The sequence below is a fragment of the Bradyrhizobium sp. URHD0069 genome (assembly GCF_000701345.1).
Lineage (GTDB): Bacteria > Pseudomonadota > Alphaproteobacteria > Rhizobiales > Xanthobacteraceae > Bradyrhizobium.
This window is the reverse complement of the sequence record NZ_KL370776.1, coordinates 304,370-324,412: the sequence shown is the minus strand read 5'-3', so window position 1 is coordinate 324,412 and position 20,043 is coordinate 304,370. Positions and strand designations below refer to the sequence as shown.

At 58.3% G+C, this 20,043-nt stretch carries 16 protein-coding genes, 1 tRNA gene and 1 pseudogene; 7 read left to right on the top strand and 11 right to left on the bottom strand.

What is annotated here, in order from left to right:
* A pseudogene (locus N554_RS0133810) lies at window positions 1-207 on the top strand (response regulator); the annotation flags it as partial.
* A 112-nt stretch (window positions 208-319) separates the two neighbouring features.
* Here the strand turns inward: N554_RS0133810 and N554_RS40690 are convergent.
* A complete protein-coding gene (locus N554_RS40690; RefSeq protein ID WP_156042254.1) occupies window positions 320-529 on the bottom strand; it encodes a hypothetical protein in 210 nt (69 codons plus the stop codon).
* A 568-nt stretch (window positions 530-1,097) separates the two neighbouring features.
* On the opposite strand from N554_RS40690, the gene N554_RS39345 reads away from it, so the two are divergent.
* Together N554_RS39345 and N554_RS37695 are read left to right on the top strand one after the other, a co-directional pair.
* Window positions 1,098-1,286 carry a helix-turn-helix domain-containing protein gene (locus N554_RS39345; protein ID WP_081851547.1) on the top strand — a complete coding sequence of 63 codons (189 nt, stop codon included), beginning with the start codon at window positions 1,098-1,100 and terminating at the stop codon, window positions 1,284-1,286.
* 84 nt (window positions 1,287-1,370) lie between these two features.
* Complete coding sequence (locus tag N554_RS37695) at window positions 1,371-2,120, top strand: hypothetical protein (protein WP_156042253.1); 750 nt, start codon at window positions 1,371-1,373, stop codon at window positions 2,118-2,120.
* 22 nt (window positions 2,121-2,142) lie between these two features.
* Here the strand turns inward: N554_RS37695 and N554_RS0133785 are convergent, their stop codons facing one another.
* On the bottom strand, window positions 2,143-2,805 hold the full coding sequence (locus tag N554_RS0133785) for a hypothetical protein (protein WP_029587489.1): 663 nt from the start codon (window positions 2,803-2,805) through the stop codon (window positions 2,143-2,145).
* A 177-nt stretch (window positions 2,806-2,982) separates the two neighbouring features.
* On the opposite strand from N554_RS0133785, the gene N554_RS40685 reads away from it, so the two are divergent.
* From N554_RS40685 to N554_RS0133770, 4 genes are read left to right on the top strand one after another with little or no spacing between them, the layout of a single operon-like run.
* A complete protein-coding gene (locus N554_RS40685) occupies window positions 2,983-3,183 on the top strand; it encodes a hypothetical protein (protein WP_156042252.1) in 201 nt (66 codons plus the stop codon).
* A complete protein-coding gene (locus N554_RS0133780) occupies window positions 3,176-3,622 on the top strand; it encodes a DUF2924 domain-containing protein (RefSeq protein ID WP_029587488.1) in 447 nt (148 codons plus the stop codon). Before N554_RS40685 ends, N554_RS0133780 begins: the two co-directional genes overlap by 8 nt.
* Entirely contained in the window at window positions 3,619-4,938 is a 1,320-nt protein-coding gene (locus N554_RS0133775; RefSeq protein ID WP_029587487.1) for a recombinase family protein, read from the top strand. The genes N554_RS0133780 and N554_RS0133775 overlap by 4 nt, the downstream gene beginning before the upstream one ends.
* Entirely contained in the window at window positions 4,935-5,351 is a 417-nt protein-coding gene (locus N554_RS0133770) for a hypothetical protein (RefSeq protein WP_029587486.1), read from the top strand. The genes N554_RS0133775 and N554_RS0133770 overlap by 4 nt, the downstream gene beginning before the upstream one ends.
* A 252-nt stretch (window positions 5,352-5,603) precedes the next feature.
* Here N554_RS0133770 and N554_RS0133765 read toward each other — a convergent pair whose 3' ends face one another.
* From N554_RS0133765 to N554_RS0133725, 9 genes are all read right to left on the bottom strand, one after another.
* Window positions 5,604-10,358, bottom strand: coding sequence for an NACHT domain-containing protein (locus tag N554_RS0133765; RefSeq protein ID WP_029587485.1), 4,755 nt, complete (start codon window positions 10,356-10,358; stop codon window positions 5,604-5,606).
* A gap of 2 nt (window positions 10,359-10,360) precedes the next feature.
* On the bottom strand, window positions 10,361-12,877 hold the full coding sequence (locus tag N554_RS0133760) for an AAA family ATPase (protein ID WP_051677848.1): 2,517 nt from the start codon (window positions 12,875-12,877) through the stop codon (window positions 10,361-10,363).
* A complete protein-coding gene (locus N554_RS0133755; protein WP_029587483.1) occupies window positions 12,870-13,097 on the bottom strand; it encodes a hypothetical protein in 228 nt (75 codons plus the stop codon). Before N554_RS0133755 ends, N554_RS0133760 begins: the two co-directional genes overlap by 8 nt.
* 731 nt (window positions 13,098-13,828) lie before the next feature.
* Window positions 13,829-13,904, bottom strand: a tRNA-Lys gene (locus N554_RS0133750).
* A gap of 181 nt (window positions 13,905-14,085) precedes the next feature.
* Entirely contained in the window at window positions 14,086-14,616 is a 531-nt protein-coding gene (locus N554_RS0133745) for a Spy/CpxP family protein refolding chaperone (protein ID WP_036054992.1), read from the bottom strand.
* 124 nt (window positions 14,617-14,740) lie between these two features.
* Entirely contained in the window at window positions 14,741-16,066 is a 1,326-nt protein-coding gene (locus N554_RS0133740) for a TRAP transporter large permease (protein WP_029587481.1), read from the bottom strand.
* Window positions 16,063-16,638 carry a TRAP transporter small permease gene (locus N554_RS0133735; protein WP_029587480.1) on the bottom strand — a complete coding sequence of 192 codons (576 nt, stop codon included), beginning with the start codon at window positions 16,636-16,638 and terminating at the stop codon, window positions 16,063-16,065. The genes N554_RS0133740 and N554_RS0133735 overlap by 4 nt, the downstream gene beginning before the upstream one ends.
* 131 nt (window positions 16,639-16,769) lie before the next feature.
* Window positions 16,770-17,771: a TRAP transporter substrate-binding protein gene (locus tag N554_RS0133730; RefSeq protein WP_029587479.1), complete on the bottom strand. Its 1,002-nt coding sequence runs from the start codon at window positions 17,769-17,771 to the stop codon at window positions 16,770-16,772.
* Window positions 17,772-17,971: 200 nt separating this feature from the next.
* Window positions 17,972-19,531, bottom strand: coding sequence for a 2-isopropylmalate synthase (locus N554_RS0133725; RefSeq protein WP_029587478.1), 1,560 nt, complete (start codon window positions 19,529-19,531; stop codon window positions 17,972-17,974).
* Window positions 19,532-20,043: the final 512 nt, after the last annotated feature.

Below are 20,043 nucleotides of genomic sequence, written 5' to 3'. Positions count from 1 at the left end.
GTCGTGATGCCGAACGGAATGAATGGCGTTGAGCTTGCCCGCGAAGCCAGACAGCGGAACAAAGACATCAAAGTCCTGCTCACCTCGGGCTACGCAGGGGATGTGTTGGAACGATATCGAGCGGTGGACGAGTTTCCGATTATCGACAAACCGTTCCGCCTGGCAGACCTGGCGCGGCGCCTGCGGTCAATCCTGCACGAAGCGTAAGATCCTCGTCCCCGCCTTTGCCCCCTCGTGCGGGCACGGCCAACGGACATTCGGTAATGGTGACCATTTGACGGGTTCAATATGTTTTTTGCGACCTGACGGCGACCGTTCCTCAAAAGGCGCGACTTGCATCCCCGAAAACCGAATCCATCGTCATGAACAACAGCGGAAAACGGTGACGCGGATCAAGCGCCCAGGCACGGTGGAAATATTCAAGCGCGCGGCAGTATTTACGCTCTTCGGTTCCCGGCGAGGCCATCAGCTCGTCGACTCGCGACAGCCAGCCGTGATTTACCTGCTGGCTGGTGTCGGCCTGTTTCACCAGGCACATCGAGCGATTGACGATTGCCGCGCCCTCATCGAAATCCTCGCTTCAGACCTTCCGAAACTAAATCGTTCCGCTCTCACAATTCTCCTTGAACGACCGCGGCGCAAGACCATGCGCATTTGGGCTGAGCAGTCTCCTTTCGAGTTGAAAGACGAACTGAAGAAACGGGGCTACCGCTGGCACGATGGCGCCGACGGCCGACCGAGGTCTTTCACCTCGACAGCGGACATCCAAAAGCAGATCGATTGTGATGAAAGACACCGCGAGCTCAGTGCGGTTGCGAAGTGCAGGCCGGCGCTCGGCCTATGCCGGGTCCCTTCGGCGCTCCAAACCGGTGCGGGGGGTTCGGACCGCTCCCGTTCGGTAGCGCAAATCTCAAAAAACCTAGCTTAACGCGGTTAACGCCCAGGTTAACGCCATGCCCTTTGTAGAACAGCCTCACTTTGTTGAGGCGAACTCAAAAATCAGGCCGGCTCGTCAACCAGCTTAGATTTTGCTGATTTAGCACTGATGCATTTCCTTCCCTGTTCTTGCACGTTCTTCGAAATACGGAGAACGATTCATGCGTCACCTCAATCAGGTTGAACTTGGCCGGCGATGGAATCTCAGCCCGAGAACCCTTGAAAATCTGCGCTGGAAGCGGAAGGGACCGCCTTACCTGAAGCTGGGAGGTAGGGTCGTCTACCCGCTCGACGATGTCGAAACCTATGAGCGCGCTAACAAACACCTACCCGACGATGGAAAGCGATAATCCCAAGCCTCCAAAGTCATGGCGGTACGGCTGAGCCCGGGCATCCGCGGCGCCGGCGCACTATGCGCCTGAGGTGGCGACCCAATGGAAGAGAACGGCGTGAGAGCCCGCGGATTAGGACGAACACGTAAAAGGCCAATTGCCGGCTCTGGTATGATCATCCGGCATAGGCATAAGGGGCGCTTTACGCCTGTTCCAAACTCGATCTTTGAAGACGATCGACTCTCCATCGAAGCAAAAGGTTTACTCGGGTATCTTCTTTCGCGACCGCCGAACTGGCAAGCGCGTCACGATCAGCTCCAACAAAAGCTTGGTATCGGCCGCAAACTTCTCAAGCGCTGTTTGGAAGAACTCATCGCCGCTGGTTACGTGGAGCGCGACGAGAGGCAGGGGCGCGACGAATTTAACCGGTTCACGACCCTGAATTACATCATTCGCGACATACCAACCCATTCCATTACCGCTGCGCCTAAGCCGCCTCGCCCCGAGCCGCTGCACTCAAGGAACAGCGGTAATAATAAAGAAGGAATCAAGACTGATCTTAATAAGCCCTTCTCTAAATCTCTTCCCAATGAGCAACAGGAAAAAACCCGACAGGCAGATCAAGCTGTTTACACTGATTTCGGGAGGCATGCTCTCGCATCGGGACGGCGCCCCGTCTACGTAGGTTCGAAGCCTTACCAGGCTTGGCTTAGGTTTCGGGGCGAAGACGGCATACCCGGATTTATCGATTTCGCAATTGTCGATGGCAAGATTCATCAGGTTGTATGGATGCCTTCTGTTTATCCTCCGCGTCGGTCCTTTGAGGAAGATGACGAAAGCGGGTCGTTCTAAAATTTTTGGTGGTGTGCTGCTGTCAGTCGAGATTAAGCTGCACAAAGCCGCGCTTAGGATATCGCAGCAACTTAGCTTTCTGGCCTTTGAAATAGCTACTGATGTGGCCACTAGGCACCAGCCGCTTGATTGCGAGGTCCGGGCGTCCCTCCAAGTACGCGTTGTGAAGCTGGCGGATCATGCCCGCTTGTGTTGGCTGGAGCTGAATCGATTCTCCATTGAAAACGACGTTTTCGTAGTCGTTCACTTGGATGAAATTACTATCGAACGGGCCCCAGACAAACTCGTCTCTGCCGATCGCAGCGGGCCAGTTCAGGGGTGGCTCCCCTCTGATTTGAATATCAAGAAATGCAACCCGATCATTCTTTGCCGATGAACGTTCGTGATCGGGCAACAACGTCTTGAGCAACTCTGGATCGATTACCTCGCGCTGAGATTCGGGGCCAACGAGCGCGCGGAGGCCCGAAACTTCCTGCAATCCCCAGAACAACTCCCTCCAGGCGGTCCCTCGCGCAATCTCGAGGAAACAGCGAAACTTGAACGCCAATATGAACGCCTTTTCGGTACCGGACTCTGTCAGCTCGAGTTCAAGCTTGAATCGATAAGCTTCCTCGAGAGCTAATCTTCCCCAAACACGAAAGGCCGATTTCAGCGGTATGACGACTATCTGTTCCATGGCTTCCATGCCCCGTGCTCCACGCGAATCAGATTTGGCAGCAAGCGATTCGAGAGAGCGAGCGAAGTTTAGATTTCAGGATTTCAGTTTCAATAGAGTTCTTTCTTTTTCGCTCCATTACTCCTCATCGCAAAAAGATCTGGATACGAGCACGAAGCCGTGACATCGGCCTCCTCGGAGGTACCGATGACTATTCGCACACGGGCGGAAAATTCCGAGCAAACGGGACTTCAGGAAATCGCCGAACTTCTGGCGCTGGCGGTCAGCCGCATACAGGCCCGTAAGGCAAGCGAATTATCCGATCACCGGGGAGATAGTTCACTCGACACTTCGGCTCTCCAGAGCGGTTATCCGACCTCTTCGAAACGGAGAATGACCGATGCCTGAAGGCGTTTTGGCGCAAATTTCGGCCCTAAAATTGGCTCCCGCCGGTGCCTTGAAGGTCCGCTGGCGGGAGCTGTTTGGGACCGAGCCCCCGCCCTACAACCGGCGTTTCCTGGAAAGCCGGCTGGCCTACCGCCTGCAGGAGCTGGCCGATGGCGGCTTATCGGCCGACGTCCACCGCCGCCTGAAAGCCGCAGCCGGCGAACTTCCGACCAAGGGCCCGAAAGCCGGTAAGCGGCCTGCCGGCGATCGGCCAATCTCCGGCACCCGGCTGATCCGCGACTGGAAGGGCGTCGAACACCAGGTGACGGTGCGCGACGCCGATTTCGAATACCAGGGCCGCCCGTACAAGTCCCTGTCGGCCGTCGCCCGCACAATTACAGGCACCCGTTGGAACGGTCTCGTTTTCTTTGGGCTGAAGGGACAGCGCAGCCCATCATGATGAAATCGATCGTCCGGAAAATTCGGTGCGCGGTCTACACCCGCAAGTCCAGCGAGGAGGGGCTCGAGATGGAGTTCAACTCGCTCGATGCTCAGCGTGAGGCCTGCGAAGCCTACATTGTGAGCCAACGGGCTGAAGGCTGGGTACAGGTCGACGACCGCTATGACGACGGTGGTATCTCCGGCGGCACGATGGAGCGCCCTGCCCTCCAGCGATTGTTGGCGGACGTCAACGCCGGACGAATCGATGTTGTCGCGGTCTACAAGATCGACCGGCTTTCCCGGTCGATGCTCGATTTCCTCAAACTGATCGAATTGTTCGAGGGTCATAAGACCACCTTCGTCTCCGTCACCCAGTCGTTCAATACGACCGACGCGATGGGGCGAATGCATCTCAACATCCTGATGACCTTTGCGCAGTTCGAGCGCGAGGTCATTGGCGAACGAATCCGGGACAAGTTCGCCGCTTCCCGCAAGAAGGGCATGTGGATGGGTGGCTGGGCCCCGTTCGGGTACGAGGTCCGGGATCGTAAGCTGGTTGTGAACGCGGCCGACGCCGCGACCGTCGGCTCGATCTTCAAGCGATTTTTGGTCCTGAAGTCGGCTACTCGTCTCGCCCATGAACTCCGGCAGAAGGACGTCCGCAACCGGTACGGCCAGGCAATCGATAAAGGCGTGCTCTACAAGCTTCTCAAGAACCGGACCTACGTCGGCGACGCAGTGCACAAGGGCGTCGCCTATCCCGGCGAGCATGAGGCCATTATCGACCGGAAGCTCTGGGACCGCGTCCAGGCCATCATTCGGGAAAGTCCGCGCAAACGAGGGGCGAGCAGCCGGGCACGGACCCCTGCCCTGTTAAAGGGTCTCATTTTCGACGCGGCAGGCGCCGCAATGTCCCCAACCCACACGCGGCGTAAAGGTCGCCTTTATCGCTACTATATCAGCCAGCGGCTCATCAAAGCCGGGGCATCGGCCGGCGCTACCTCGATGCGCGTGCCCGCGGGCGAAATCGAAGAGATCGTGATCGGCCAGTTCAGGCGGATGGTCGCTTCCCCCGAGGTCATCGTGGCAACCTGGAAACAGCTGCGCGGTACCCCATCGCAATTGACCGAGAGCGAGATACGGGCGGCGCTGGTGGGCTTCGACGACGTCTGGTCCGAACTGTTCCCGGCCGAGCAGCAACGCATCACGAGCCTTCTGGTCGACCGGGTGGTGATCTTCCCGACCAAGGTCGATGTGCATCTCTTGATCGCGGGCTTCACCTCGTTAGTGACCGAGATGAAGAGCCTAGCCGCCGACCTGGGGAAGGCTGCATGAGCACGCCCGGCAGAACCAGCGAAAAGCGTGACGATCGCGTGCTGGTCGTCTCCGTGCCCATCGCCTTCATGCAGCGCGGCGGGCGGAAGCAGATCGTAGTCCCGCCCGGTACCGCTAACTGGCAGCCGCGCGCTAACCGCTGCGATAACAGCCTCATCAACGCCCTCGCCAAGGCCCACCTATGGCGACGGCTGATCGAGACCGGCAGGTACACCTCGGCGGCCGAACTCTCCCGGACCGAAGGCATCAACGAATCCTACCTGTGCCGCGTCCTGCGGTTGACGCTTCTCGCCCCAGACATTGTGGAGGCCATCCTGGATGGACGGCAGCCACGGACTCTAGAGTTGCAATCGCTGCTGAAGCCGCTCCCGGCCGACTGGCGTGCGCAACGCAAGCGTTTAGGCTTCACCTAAAGCTTGGGTCCCTCTGGCGGTTGGGCGCGACCGCGGGTAATTCGGACCCCGCCAATTCGGTAGCCGCAGGTCCAGAAAAGTTAGGTTGACAAGGTTGACAAGGTTGACAAGGTTGACAGCCGGTTGACGCTTCGGTGGCGCGGCGAAAGGGTATCAGGTTTTTCGGCACTTAACTGGCGTAGCCGACGGCCGACCTATATGAAGAGCGCCCCTACCCTAAACGCCCCGCTGCTCCCCTCTATACAGCGGCTTCTACTTTAGGAGGTCGGGCAGGTTCTGAAAGAGTCGGCGAGCAGAAGGCCAGCCGGCTTCGACGAAGATTGCCATGCAGTCGATGAGCTTTCGACGCCTGGTTTCATCATCAAATAGATAGCGGTAGTCGGCCAGATATCGACCAACTAGGTCGACGAAGCGATCTGCTCCCATGCTCTCGTACTCATACTTCGCGACACCTGTTGTCCGCAGCATTGCCTCGCTAAAGAGTTCGAAGCAAAGCTCGGGATTGGCAGCCACCAATTTACCAACTAGCTCCATGAGATGGTGAACCGCCGCGGGGCTACCTAGCGTCGTTAGCTTCGTGATTAAATTAGCCGTCTCCGACAGAAAAGCGCGCTGCACGTCGGATGGCTCGAGCCAAGGCGGGAGTTTCTCTCCGTGACCAATTCCGTAATACAGCTGGTCGGCGATCGAGCTGAAAATCTTGAAGGCGCTCTTCTCCTCGGCGGTGGGATCGCCTCCTCGCAACGGCCACGCTCGAACTGCGGGTTCAATCTTGGCAATTAATACTTCGATGAATGCTCGAGCCCGGTGCCGCACAGCGATGTCGTTAACATTGCCGCCGTCGAAACCCCTCAAGCTCCTGGATCGAAGGTCGAATACGACGACGAGAAGCCGCTCCTCCTGTTCTTGGTATTTGTCGACCCATGCAGCGAGTTTCACCATCGAAGCCGGCAGCTCGCGTTCGATCGCAAAGTAGATGATCGCCTCGGTGATCGCATCCTCGTGCCCGTCGCCCTGCGGATGTCGTTCCGCAATATCGAGAACGATACGCTCGATGCGCTCGTCATCCTTTCCTCGAAGATGATACAGGCAGTGGCCGAGCTGATGAATGATGCTGGCGTTGGTCTCCTTTTCGGCGATCCTTTCGACGAGCGACCACGCCGCATCAGCACTGTAGTGCATTATGGAAGGGATTGCCCGCACCAGGTGAAACCGTACGGCAGGGTGAGGATCATCGACAACGAGCCGCTCCATGCGCTCACGAAGTACAGACCACATTCCGTTAAACCGCACTAAGCTCGTCATAGCTTGAGCCGCTTGGATGCGTGGCGAAGGTGAGCCCCATGAGGGCGACCGCGCGAACTGCTCCTCAATCTCTCGGCTAGTTTCGGGATCGGGATGTTCGGTGATCTTCAGCAGCCTCTGGATCGCGGCATCGCGTTCATCTTCGGGAACAGCTCCTGTTCTAATCGAATGTTCCAGACCTTCCGCTAGAGCGTCAGAAGCCTCTTGATCGACATGAGCATCGATTGCTGCGCCAGGGGCATCGATGGCTTTCCATAGCTTCGCGGTCGCGTTCCAAACGGTAACGTTGGCTCTCGCGCGCTTGCTGTCTTCTGCCTTCTTTAGCGCGTCCTTCACGCGCGTGCTAAGGTTCACAAGCCTCGCGACAGCAGGAGCCTTAATGTCTACCCCTTCGTGCTCGAGCCAGTGGCCCCGCGGACGCCAGGTGGTATGAATCTGGAAGGGCTTGTCGTTATTAAACGTCAGACCCTGTTCCTTCGCACTGATCAATAGGTTGCGTGCAGCTTCGGTCTGGAGGGTATCGAGCCCGATTGCGTCAAACACTTTGCCAAGTAGGCTTACGCGAGCTCGCTCGGGGTTAGTGTAATCCTCGAATTGCAGCGACAGCCAACGATCTTCCGCCTCGCTAAGCTTATCCTTATCCAGATTCTTCGAGGCCGCCGCCATCAGATTGATCGCGCTCTGGCGCGTATCCTCGCACTTCAGCGCGAGCTCCGACGTTGCAGCTTCCCAGAGTTTCGCGCCGAGCACTTCAGGACGCCTAGCGCCGGCTTCAAAGACAGCTCTCCATGCTATACCGATCCCGGTCTCTGAAAGGACTAGCTCTGGAGCCGCCACTAGGTCTTGAGGGTCCGCCTCCGGCAACCAATCCAGATAGGCTCGGAATATTTTTGCATAATCGTCATGGCGATCGTCATCCGCATTCCAACCCCATACTGAGCTGCGATCCGCGAAGAAGTCGAACTGTGTACCCGCCACAGGGAACGACTTAGCTTCCTGCTGCTCTATCAATGGATGGTTCTTTTCTTGCTCGCCGCGAAGCGTCACTGCGAGAGCCCGCAAACCTAGCGTCGGATGAGATGAGAGGATCTTGGGGAATGCAGTCGAGAGCGAATGCGTGGCCATGCCGAAGTCCTGAGCTGCGTTGGAAGTCAGTGACAGAATCCAACTCCCGGACATTGACGTCTTTTGATCCCGGCTGAACTCGCCACCGCGAAAGACCCGAGCATAGACTTGGACAACAAAGTCGAGATCGTGCGGCGCGATATCGGCCACATGCTGGGCAAGCCAGGGCACTTCGACGTAGCCAAAACGATCAAATCGCTCGCCATTAATGACCATCTCAAGGCGAGCGCGTGAGGCCGCCAGATCGGTCGCGTATGTCCGAGCGATATAGGGAACAATGTGGGGCGATAACCAGCCGATGAGATTCGGGTTCGTCGTCGTCGCATCGAAGATGGTGCGAGCCGCGACGCCAAGGTTATTGCAAGCCTCAGTGCTTGGGTTAGCATCCAACGCGACGCCGATAAGCGCTCGCATGCTACCGAGTTGGTCTTCTTTCGGTGAAGTCATCATGCCGAGGAGCTTGGCCCAGGGCTCGACGGAAAAGGGCTCTTTCGAAACCAACTTCGTAAGCAGCGCACCGACCAAGTGTCCAAACGCCTTACCGAGGGAGGCATCTGGACTTGTGAGCACCGTCGCGAGATCCCGAAGGCCAGCCTCGTCGACCGCCGCCTCAACAGCCAGCCTAGCGACTTCGACTCTGACAATTGGGTCGATGGAGGAGTCGGTGACCAGCCGCGCGATAGTGTTCCAGTAGTCTAGTGCCGACGTCTGCTTCCTGAGATGTTCGAGCCAATAGCCGAGCGATGGCGAAATCAGGAGTCCCGCGCCAAGATCTTTCTTCACATGCTCGAAGGCTTCCGAGACATCGGCGAACAGGAGCAAACGAGCGACCGCATAGTCGAAAAGAACGTGGTGGCGGAACCCGATGCGATGATTGGACGCGGTGACAAGCACGCCGGCTCGCTGAAGCTCGTCGACCATCTGGGCGGCCGGGACAAGAACCTTCGTTTCGGCAAGATCTATGGTGCGATTGGCGACCATCTGGTCGACGACGCTTTTCAGGCTAGTTGTGGCCGCTAAGCCGAGATCGAGAACCCGCTCCTGCCAATATCTTTCCAGCAGTTCGCCCCGGGTCGCGACAGTGGTAAGCGAACTGGCCTCGACGCCTCCCCGCAGGAGATCCGCCAAGAGCGCCAGGTTGAACGGATTGCGCGAGAGCGCATCCATCTTAGCGCCGCCAGCTTCGACTGCTGACGCCAAGGTCGGCGACTTGGACGCTAGGTCAGCCTTCTCCCCTTCGTCGAGTAGACTGATATGAACATGATGTACCCCAGGAAGCGTTGCGTCGGAATGAGCCCTTGTATATGCGTTGCCGGGAAAGAGGCGTCGCCATTCCCGTCCGAGCCGCAGGTCAAAAGACCTGACCGAAGCGACCACATGCCATCCAGGGATCCGGCTAACTTCCTCGACTAGCCGCTTGTAAGTTGCCTCCGCCGGACCTCCTCGCACCGCATCGAGGGCGTCAAGAACGAGATACGCCGGACGATTACCGGGGAGCTGCTTCAGGACCCCAAGGAGGGAGTGCTGAAGATCGATTTCAGCACGAAGAGCGTCCAATGAGGTCGCGCCAGCCTCTACGCTGAAGGCAATGACGGGGCCCGCCTTGGAAAGCCTCTTAGCGACCTGATGTAGGACGGCGGATTTGCCTGCTCCAGGGTCACCCGTAATAACGAGTGAGCCATATCGCGTGGCGGCCGCTACGACTTCAGCCACAGGGCGGTCGATACTGACGTTTCCCTCAGGAGCCGGGATTTCTGTAAACCGCCGGAGCCGCTCTCTTACATCTGCGGAATAGGCGAGAAGTTTCTTTACGTCAGCCGCGTAGCTGGGGGATTCTGAGAGATCGGCCTTGCCTGCAAGAGCAAGCCTAATTGCGCCTGCATCACCGCCGACGCCACTCTTGCACGCCGCCGCGGCCCAATTCTCTAGAAGTTCAAAGACGGTTTTTTCGTTGCCTGGCTTTGCAACGACGTCCCGAAGGGCTTCGACAGCGAGCTGTCGTTGACCATCCGCAAATAGTGCGACGGAGCACATCCGGAGCACGGCGTTCCTCTCGGGCACCGAAATTGCGACGCCGGCAACCTTTTTCCAAGCAGCATCGATCTGGCGGCTGAAGACTTTCAGTGCGTTAAGCAGATTGCGCGGCATGGCCGTAGCCGCACCTGTCCGGTGCCGGTCCAAGGCCTCCTTCAGATGGTTCGCAACGGTCGCCACAGTGTTGTCACTTACCGAGAGAAGGAGTCTATCGCGCGCGGGGTCGAGGTCTCGCCTTGAGCCGTTCTCATTAATGCCACTTCGAAACTGACGAACGAACTGGTCCACCACCGACGCGAGTCCACTATCATCCTTCGACGATAGGGAAATGGTGCGCTTCGCCTGAACATAAACCTCTCCGACATCCGTCTCGATGATGACGTCATCGACCGCAGTCGGCGTTTCGAAAAGCACTCGCTGCGGCAGACCAGGCAAGCCCGAGCCAAGCCGGGCGAGATCGCGCTCGGCAAGGATCAGACCGGCTACCGCCGCTCCTATTTCAGCCTGGAAGACGACGCCTCCCGCTGTGCCCCGCCCGCTCATGGTTAGATCACCCGCAGCTTTGGGTCTCCACCTGCCGCCGTTCCAGCGACCGGAGTGCGCACAAAATCGAACTGAGCCTCGCACGCAGCGTGGGCGCAGACCGGCTTCTTGAGGGTGAATGGCCTCTTAAACTTGGTTCGCTTGCATTTTGGGCAAGCGAACTGCCCGCGAAATGCCTTGAACTCATTCCACCTGGCGCGCTCATCGCCGATCGAGCCGTCTCCGTAAGGACCGTCCTGAAAATGACTTCCAAAATTCTCGATCTCTCCCTTTTGCAGACTGTCGAGGAAGCGGTTATTGACGCCAGCGACGAGTTGAGGGTTCAACTTTGCGTCCCTAAGAACGCTTGCAAGTGCCGATGCGAGTTCGCTTCTCTCATAAGAGTACGCTTTCTCTAAAGGCCGAATCCGTACGCTCACGCCGAAATCACGGCAAATTCCTAGCAGCCACTCTTCCTCAGCCTGTCGTATCTCGTTGGCTGCAAGCTCACCGTCGGTCCATCGTGCCTCAATCATATCGTCAGTCACCTTGTGATCCGCAAAGCGCGGGCCGTACGCTGGGTCAAGACCGATAATTCTCGTAAAGAGCCAATCCTTGGCCTCAAGCTGATCTTTCAAGTAGTTGAAGAAACGCTCATCATGCGTAGTGACAAGGATCTGGCAATCGCTGAACGTTGCAGCGAGAAGCCCCGCAATCGTTCGACGATGGTCTGCGTCATATGAGGTGACAACATCGTCGAGAGCGATGATCGGTGCGGACCGATTGAACCGCTTGATTGCCGCCAGCCGTAGGGCCAGTGCTACCGAATGGATTTGTGAATCACTCAGGTAACCTCCCGGGGCTACACCAGTCCGGTTCTTCGCAAAGTCAATCACGAGGTGAAGCCGTTGCTGGTTTATGTCGTCCTCAGCCGGTAGCTCGAGACGGATAGGAGTGGCTCCCGTTCCCTGGATCACCTTGTAAATGTCGTTCATCGGCTTCTGTAGCTTATCCAGCAAAACCTGAACCTTCTTACGGATTTCACCGGAGATCGTCGCACCTTGCGCCGTTAACTCGTCTGAGAGTTTCGCTAATTCCTCTTGGGTCCGAATCGCCAGCAGACGTTCGGCTTTCAGCTCTATCAAGCGATCAAGCTTGGACTTGGCTTTGGTGTAGGTGTGATTACCTTGCCTTGTTTCAATTCCAGCTATCTTCGTGTCTAATCTAGCAAGTAGGGCGGCTATCGCCTCGACGCAGTCCGCTGAAGCGGGGGGAGCGCCGGTCGCCCAAGCCTCAATAGCGGCTCGATAACTTCCGAGGCGGGCGCTTAGATCCTTCTCGTCCCCGAGAAGATGAGCGAGCCCCACGAGAGCGATTACTAGCCTATCGTGGGCCTTGTTTAACGACGTATTGGTATCGTCAAGTGCGGACTTGGCGGCGGCATAGTCGGCCAATTCTGCGAGGTGTTTCACGATGTGCCCGCGGATTCCATCAACGCTTTCAGCTTTAGTTTCCTTGATCGGCGTCGTACAAATTGGGCATTCCTCAACGCTCGAACTGCCCTCCGCAAAAACCGGCTCTGCAGCTTTCCACAGAGCTTGAAAAGCCGCACTCGCGGCTTTGCCACGTTCGTCCGCTTCGACCTTTATCGCCTTCGACAGCCTAGCCGCCGCAGTTTCAAAGTCCGGGATGGCGCCAGCAACGATCGCTTCATCGCTCCCTCCTCTGGGAAACTCGTTCCAGAGAGCCGCTGCAGCTTGTCTAATCTGTTGCAGGCCGACGAGCCCTACCTGGTGCTCTTCTTTGATCACTCGGTTGGTCAATTCGACATACATGGGATCCGTGACGCTTAACGCCTTGAAGGCCAGCGTTATATCAAGCGGCGCAAGGATGAAACTGTTGGCATGGGTTAATACATCCTGGTCCTCCCAAGCTGGGACGGCGTTGACCGTTTCCTTGGCAAGCTGCCGCTCTACACCCTGTTGCGCAGTCAAATCTTCGGCTGCGGCTTTGATTTGCGAACGCAGCGCGCGCAAGTTTTTCTGAACTTCGACCAGCGGCCCAAGCTGTAACCAGTTCGCAACATCCCCATACCGCTGCTCGGGTGTGTGGTTTTCGACGAAAGCCCGCAACACGTGCCCGCGGATAATCGGAGTAACTGTGAGGCAGTCGTCTACGGCCATAGCGCTGGGAGGCATTGGTCGTTTCGGGCCAGAAGCTAATCGGCTTCCGCTCGTAACAGTCTGCCCCGCGATGAAATCGATGCTAACGCTAGGAGCAAGCTTGGCGTCTTCAGCAAGATTGTGCGCCAGGGCGACAAAGCCGGCGTTATTGTTGGTGGTCCGGATTCCGAGACGATCCAGCGTCCCGTCCTTCGAGAACATGAACTCCAGCGCGTCGATGACACTGGATTTGCCGCTACCGTTCGGCGCGAAAATCGCAAGGCAACGCTTGTTGCTAAAATCGAACGTCTTTGGTTGGAGAAAGGCCCGAAACCCGGAGAGCCCTAGCATCTGGATAAAATAGGGAGCGTCAGACATGGGCACCCTCTGCTGACGGAACGTTTGCCCGGTCGACCGCGAGCTTAACTATTGCAGCCTTCGCCTGTTCAACAGCATCAGCAGCCGGGCATCCCTGTAGAAGGTGAACCCTCAGAATATCGGCAAGCTCAATATCTACGCCTTCCTTCCCGCAAAGGTGCCTGGACAAGCCGGCCAAGAACTCCCCTGGCGAATCGTCCCATGCTTTTTCGCCGTCCATCCGCGATTCTCCTGTGCACGCGCACCATACATCGTTACAACTTTCGCGCGCGCCTAGAAATCGGACGCGATTGAGACAATCTCGCCGAGCATGCGTCCAACAACGGTAGCAGCGAAACCACTTTTCGAAATCCCGCGCCTTAACGCACCACAATCAAAACCAAAAGCTTAGCGTGCCGCCATTTCGGCCATACCAATAGGCATCTCCCCATAAAGACGTTGCAAAGTCCGCGATGAATAGTTGGAAATAGGAGGCTTTCGCCTATCCGAGAGAGACTGGCCAAACCGTTTTCCGGTGAGGCTTATAAGTATCTCGAAATGATCAACTTTCGAGAACCGTACCGAATGGGCAGAGTCCAGAGGTTCGGAGAAAAACCGGCGTTTTGGAGAATAATGAGATGTTTCTTGCCCTTCCGCGGTTCAGTGCGTGAATTCGAATGGCTGCGGATATTGGGCCAAATTGCCAAAAGAGGTCTTCCGGAGAATAGGTTATCTCGGGTGTGCTGGCGGAGGGAGAGGGATTCGAACTGGCGGTATGCTCGTTCGGCGCGTGGTGAATGGGTTCCGCTTCCGAATAAGCAAGAAGCCGTTCTTCGAGCCGCTTTGTCGCCCGACCCTGCCGATCACATTGTCGGGAGTAGACGTCCGCCGACATCCGAAAAAACACCGTTTGAAAAACCGTTTTAATCGATGCTTCTCAAACGGTGAAACCGGCTAAGCTCTTGAAAGGGCTGGTGGGCGCACCAGGGCTCGAACCTGGGACCCGATGATTAAGAGTCATCTGCTCTACCAACTGAGCTATGCGCCCGGAACCGGCCCCGGAAAGCCTTCGCAAGAGGGCGTCATTTAGCAAAGCACCCCCCCGATGTCCAGCAAGCCGCCGGGGTATTCCCCGGTCATCGGCAAGGGCAGAAAAAGCGAAAAAGCCGCCGGAATCCAGCGGCTTTTCTTCAACTTTCGGCGATGGGACGTTCGCGCGGCTAGCCAGACTAGAGCCGATCGCCCCGGCCCTGATCCCTGCCACCTCGGTCGCCGTCCATGCCGCGCATGGATTCGTGGTGCCGCCAGCCTCCGCCTCCGCGCGTCAGGACCGCGAGGCGGCGTTTCTGGCCATCGTCCAGCGTCTTGTAGAGCGGGTCAGCCGCGTCCGCGATACGCTTCATCGCTGCCGCGGAGGTAGCCATGTTGTCGGCGCGCTCGCGTAGGCGCGCCACCGGGTCCTCGGGCTTCTGCGCATCCCGTGTATCATCGCGCTGTGCAGTCATCCGGGCGTTGGCGCGATCGATTCGCAGTTTTGCGAAATCCCGCACCGCGGCTTCGACCGGCGGCCACAGCTTTTCCTGATCGGGCGTGAGCTTGAGGCCGGCCTTGATGCCGGCAATGCGCGCGTCGGTGAAGGCCGCCCTGTCCTCGGGGTTTATTCGCGTATGCTGATTAAACCATGGACGGTGCTGGGCGTAGGCCGCGGTCGAGCCGGCGATGGCGAGCGCCGCCATGGCGGCGATTGCAAACTTCTTCATGTGAGCCTCCTTTGAAGGTTGCACGAAGATGGGCGCCAGCCAGGGCGCAATCAACTTACAGTTTGGAAAGACTGTCGTCTCTCACCAAGATGTAATCCGTGGCTGTCAAATGAATCGAAGTCCCTCAGAGCATGCCGAGCGTGCGCGGCAGCCAAAGCGACAATTCCGGGATGTAGGTCACGAGGCCGAGGAAAACCAAAAGCGTGATCAGCCATGGCAGCACCGCGATCGACAATTCGGTGATGCCCATTTTGGCAATTCCGGAGGCCACATAGAGATTGAGGCCGACGGGTGGATGACACATGCCGATTTCCATATTGACCACGACGATGATGCCGAAATGGACGGGATGAATGCCGAGCTTGACCGCGATCGGATAAAGGATCGGCGCCATGATCAGAACGATCGAGGACGGCTCCATCACGTTGCCGGCGAGCAGCAGCAGCAGGTTGACCACCAGCAGGAAGGTGATCCAGTTGATGCCGCTGTCGGTAATCCAGTTAGACATCGCTTGCGGAATTTGTTCGCTCGTCATCAGGAACGAGAACAGCACCGCGTTGGTAACGATGTATAGGATCATCGCGCTCATGTTCGCCGAGGCGAGCAGAACCTTGGGCACGTCCTTCCACTGCAAGTCCTTGTAGATGAACATTTCGATCAGGAAGGCGTACACCGCGCTCATGGCTGCGGCTTCAGTCGGCGTAAACCAGCCAAGATAGATGCCGCCCAGCACCACGACAATCAGCGAAATGCCCCAGATCGATTCCTGGAAGGCGCGCCAGCTCTCGGCCCACGTCGCCTTCGCAATCCGGGGATACTTGTTCTTCCACGCGCGATACCAGGTGGTGGTGGAGAGCATGATCGCCAGGATCACACCCGGCACCATTCCGGCCATGAACAATTGCCCGACCGACGCCGAGCCGACCCTCTCGCCGGCCGGTCCGAAGTAAACCGCTCCGCCCGTCGACACGGCATAGATCACCATGATGATCGAAGGCGGAATCAAATTGCCGAGGGCGCCGCCGGTGACGATAACTCCGGCGGCAAAGCGCTTGGGATAACCGACCGACAGCATGGCCGGCAACATGATCGATCCGATTGCCACAACGGTCGCCGGTGAAGATCCCGACACCGCTGAAAACAGGGCTGCCGCCATGGTAGCGGCAATTCCCAATCCGCCCGCCCAGTGGCCGATCATCGTCCTTGCGAACTCGATCATTCGCCGCGCGACCCCGCCATGGGTGAGAAAATTACCGGCCAGGATGAAGAACGGGATCGCCATGATCTCGAACTTCTCGATACCGGTGAAGAGCTTCAGCGCCACGGATTCGATCGGCACCGTGGTCATGAAGAACAGAAAGGACAGAACCGTCAGGCCGAGCGAAATCGAGATCGGCATGCCCGTGAGCATCAGCACGATCAGCAGTCCGAAGATAAGAGCAGCGCTCATCGGGTGATCCCCGCGGCGCCGGCGGCGGGGGCGTTGACGTCGATGCCCTCGACCTGAGTTTCGTCGTGATGGGGCAAATAGCCGGTGAGCCAGAAGCTACGGGCCACCTGCAGGAAGCGGAAACACATCAGGTAGGAGCCGAGCGGAACACAGAGATAGACAATCCAGCTCGGCAGTTCGAGGTCGGGCGTCACCTGGTCGGTGTACATGAGTCCATAGACGAATTTCGCGCCCATGGTGCCGACGACGGCCGTAAAAAGCGCGCCACACAGCAGACCGAACAGGATTGTGCCCTTGCGCCAGGGTGGGTTGAGCTTGTTCACAAGCACATCGACGCCGACATGAATGCCGGTTCGCACGCCATAGGCGGCGCCGAACTTCGCCATCCACACGAACATGAAGATGCACAGCTCCTGCGCCCATGAAAGATTGATCGGGAACAGCAGCGGATAAAGCAACGGAATGCCGACCAGATAGCGATGGGCCACCGCGATGAAAATGATCACAGTGGCCGCAGCGATCAGAAACGTGATCAGCAGCTCCTCAAGTCGATCGAGGATGCGAAGAAACATAAACTCCCCCGTGCGGATCATCCCTGAACCAGTGTGGATGACCTTGCCGATCCCTCATGCGGCCATCGCGGCCGCAGACCCCCAGACACAAAAAGGCTTCCGTGCCAAAGCACGGAAGCCCCTGATGTGTGTTAGTTCGTTGCGCCTCTCGTCTCCTTGAGGAACTCGTCGATCAGCGGTTGCCCAACCCGGCTCGCCACGTCCTTGTAGACCGGCTCCATCGCCTTGCGCATGGCGGCATCCTGCTCGGGCGTCAGCGTGATGATCTCGCTCTTGCCGGATTTCTTGACCTCCGCAAGCGCGTCATCGTTTTCCTTCGCCGACTGACCGTTGCCGTAGGCGGTGGCTTCCTTCATGGCCTTATCCAATTGCGTGCGAATATCGGCAGGAAGCCCATCCCAGAATTTCTTGTTCACCACCACGATGTAACCGATGTAACCGTGGTTGGTGACCGTGAAGTACTTCTGCACCTCGTGCATTTTCTGGGTGTAGATGTTCGACCAGGAATTTTCCTGACCGTCCACGACGCCGGTCTGCAACGCCTGATAGACTTCGGAGAACGCCATCACTTGCGGAATCGAACCCAGCGAGCGCATCTGCGCCTCAAGCACCTTCGATGACTGGATACGGAATTTCAGACCCTTGTAGTCCTCCGGCTTAATCAGCTTCTTGTTGGCGCTCATCACCTTGAAGCCGTTATCCCAATAGGCCAGACCGGTCATGCCCTTGGCGTCGAGCAGCTTCAGAAGCTTGGCGCCGAGCGGCCCGTCGGTGACTTTGCGCAGCGTCGCGAGATCCGGAAGGATGTAGGGCAGATCGAACACCTCGAATTCCTTGACGCCGATCGGTCCAAATTTGGCGTTCGAGGGTGCCAGCATCTGTACCGCGCCGAGCTGCAGCGCCTCCAACTCTTCCTTGTCCTTGTAGAGCTGCGAGTTCGGATAGACTTCTACCTTCACCTTGCCGCCGGTGTATTTCTCGGCGAGCTCCTTGAATTTCTCGGAAGCCAAACCCTTCGGCGTGTTCGGCGCAACGACATGGCTGAACTTGATGATGATCGGCGACTGCGCCGACACCGGCCCCGTCAGTGCCAATGCCGCGACCGATGCAGCAGCCAAAATCAGGTTACGCATATTTCCTCCCCTGTGTTTTTTGCTGAGCCCGCGAGCAGCGCGGCCCCGATGCCTTATTCCAGTGGCATACAGAGAAGCCGACCGAAATGCCATCGCCCGTTAGCAGGGGGTCGCGGGAAAATATTGTTGCAACGCAAAAACGCGGCACCGAGAGCGCCGCGTTTTCGCATTTGATATGGATTTGCGCCTTTTTGAAGCTATCAGCCTGCCGCCGCTACCGGGATGTCGCGCTGGCGCTTCATGACGATCTTGTTGAGCGCGCCGAGATAGGCCTTGGCTGAGGCCACCAGCGTGTCCGGATCGGCAGCCCGCGCCGTCATCGACCGCCCTTCATGGGCGAGCCGTACCGACACTTCGGCTTGCGCGTCGGTCCCTTCCGTGACCGCATGAACCTGAAAGAGCTCCAGCTTGGCTTCGTGCGGCACTAAAGCCTTGATGCAGTTGAAGACCGCATCCACCGGGCCGTTGCCTTCGGCTTCCTCAATCTTGGTGTGGCCATCGATATCGAGCTTCATGGTGGCACGCTGCGGGCCGTGGGTGCCCGCGATCACCGTGAGCGAGGCCAGCTTGATGCGGTCATGGGAGGCCGCGATTTCCTGATCGACCAGCGCCTCGATATCCTCGTCGTAGATGTCCTTCTTGCGGTCGGCGAGCGCCTTCATTCGTACGAACGCGTCTTCCAGCTGGTTGGCGCCGAGCTTGTAGCCCATCTCCTCCAGCTTGTGCACGAACGCGTGGCGCCCCGAATGCTTGCCGAGCACCAGCGACGACTGCTTCAGGCCGACCATTTCCGGCTTCATGATCTCGTAGGTCGAGGCGTCCTTCAGCAAGCCGTCCTGATGGATGCCGCTTTCATGCGCGAACGCGTTGCGGCCGACGATCGCCTTGTTGTACTGCACCGGGAACGAGGTCGCCGCCGACACCAGCTTTGAGGCCCGGGTCAGCATGGTGGTGTCGATCTTGTTCCACCACGGAAACGCGTCGTTGCGGACGTTCATCGCCATCACGACTTCCTCGAGTGCGGCATTGCCCGCCCGCTCGCCGATGCCGTTGACGGTGCATTCGATCTGCCGCGCGCCGCCGGCGATGCCGGCCAGCGAATTCGCCACCGCCATGCCGAGATCGTTGTGGCAATGGACCGAGAATACCGCCTTGTCGGAATTCGGTACCCGCTCGATCAGCGTGCGCATGAAGCGGGCATATTCCTCGGGCGTGGTGTAGCCGACGGTATCGGGAATATTGACCGTGGTGGCGCCGGCCTTGATCACCGCCTCGACGATGCGGCAGAGGTAATCCATCTCGCTGCGGGTGGCGTCTTCGGCCGACCATTCGACGTCGTCGATCTGGTTGCGGGCGCGGGTGACGTTGGCGATCGAGAGCTCCATGACCTGCTCCGGCGTCATGTTGAGCTTGACGCGCATGTGCAGCGGCGAGGTCGCGATCACGGTGTGGACACGGCCGCGCCGAGCGAACTTCACCGCTTCCGCGCAGCGGTCGATGTCCTTCGGATTGGCGCGCGACAGGCCGGCGATCACGGCGTTCTTGGAGCGCCGGGCGATTTCGCTGACGGCCTGGAAGTCGCCTTCCGAGGTGATCGGGAAGCCCGCCTCGATGACATCGACGCCCATCTCGTCGAGCATCTCGGCGACCTCCAGCTTCTCCTCGAAGCTCATGGTGGCGCCGGGGCACTGTTCGCCGTCGCGGAGCGTGGTGTCGAATATAACGACGCGGTCCTTGTCGGACTTGTTCACGGTGGTCATCGGGAAATTCCTTTAACTGGTGCGCTGCTCTTCGTGCGCTGAAGGGGTCTGGTGATCTCGCGCAACCCCTGAGTGCCCAGGCGCAAACCGCCCAGACGGCCCTCAGGGGCAGATAAGAAGCAGAAGCCCGCCACGAAGCAGGGTGGGCGCGGACGCAGCCGGAATCGCTTCGGGACGGGCGGCATTGGCCGCTCCACCCTGAATTCCGTACTTTTCGCTGCAAATCAGCATTGCCAGACCCTAAGGAAGCCCGATCCTCGGCCAAAACCATTGACGGTTCGTTGCCAGAGGGCGCTCCAATGCCCTTCTAAACGAGAAATGCGGGCCCCCGCAATGCCAAAAGATGGTCAGACGGGCTGACCTATTGGAACGAACCTTGCCGCTCTACCCTGTCAATTCGCCCCAGGAGCCAACCTCACAAACTCGTTCGGGCTCGCGGCGCGTGGCGCCCGAGCTTTGAAAAAAACCTTCCGCCCGGAGGGCGTGGGGAATGCCGGGTGCACGGTGCACCC

Coding starts and splice junctions, on each gene's coding strand:
- N554_RS39345 (WP_081851547.1), top strand. CDS start 1,098: ATGCGTCACCTCAATCAGGTTGAACTTGGCCGGCGATGGAATCTCAGC.
- N554_RS37695 (WP_156042253.1), top strand. CDS start 1,371: ATGGAAGAGAACGGCGTGAGAGCCCGCGGATTAGGACGAACACGTAAA.
- N554_RS0133785 (WP_029587489.1), bottom strand. CDS start 2,805: ATGGAAGCCATGGAACAGATAGTCGTCATACCGCTGAAATCGGCCTTT.
- N554_RS40685 (WP_156042252.1), top strand. CDS start 2,983: ATGACTATTCGCACACGGGCGGAAAATTCCGAGCAAACGGGACTTCAG.
- N554_RS0133780 (WP_029587488.1), top strand. CDS start 3,176: ATGCCTGAAGGCGTTTTGGCGCAAATTTCGGCCCTAAAATTGGCTCCC.
- N554_RS0133775 (WP_029587487.1), top strand. CDS start 3,619: ATGATGAAATCGATCGTCCGGAAAATTCGGTGCGCGGTCTACACCCGC.
- N554_RS0133770 (WP_029587486.1), top strand. CDS start 4,935: ATGAGCACGCCCGGCAGAACCAGCGAAAAGCGTGACGATCGCGTGCTG.
- N554_RS0133765 (WP_029587485.1), bottom strand. CDS start 10,358: ATGAGCGGGCGGGGCACAGCGGGAGGCGTCGTCTTCCAGGCTGAAATA.
- N554_RS0133760 (WP_051677848.1), bottom strand. CDS start 12,877: ATGTCTGACGCTCCCTATTTTATCCAGATGCTAGGGCTCTCCGGGTTT.
- N554_RS0133755 (WP_029587483.1), bottom strand. CDS start 13,097: ATGGACGGCGAAAAAGCATGGGACGATTCGCCAGGGGAGTTCTTGGCC.
- N554_RS0133745 (WP_036054992.1), bottom strand. CDS start 14,616: ATGAAGAAGTTTGCAATCGCCGCCATGGCGGCGCTCGCCATCGCCGGC.
- N554_RS0133740 (WP_029587481.1), bottom strand. CDS start 16,066: ATGAGCGCTGCTCTTATCTTCGGACTGCTGATCGTGCTGATGCTCACG.
- N554_RS0133735 (WP_029587480.1), bottom strand. CDS start 16,638: ATGTTTCTTCGCATCCTCGATCGACTTGAGGAGCTGCTGATCACGTTT.
- N554_RS0133730 (WP_029587479.1), bottom strand. CDS start 17,771: ATGCGTAACCTGATTTTGGCTGCTGCATCGGTCGCGGCATTGGCACTG.
- N554_RS0133725 (WP_029587478.1), bottom strand. CDS start 19,531: ATGACCACCGTGAACAAGTCCGACAAGGACCGCGTCGTTATATTCGAC.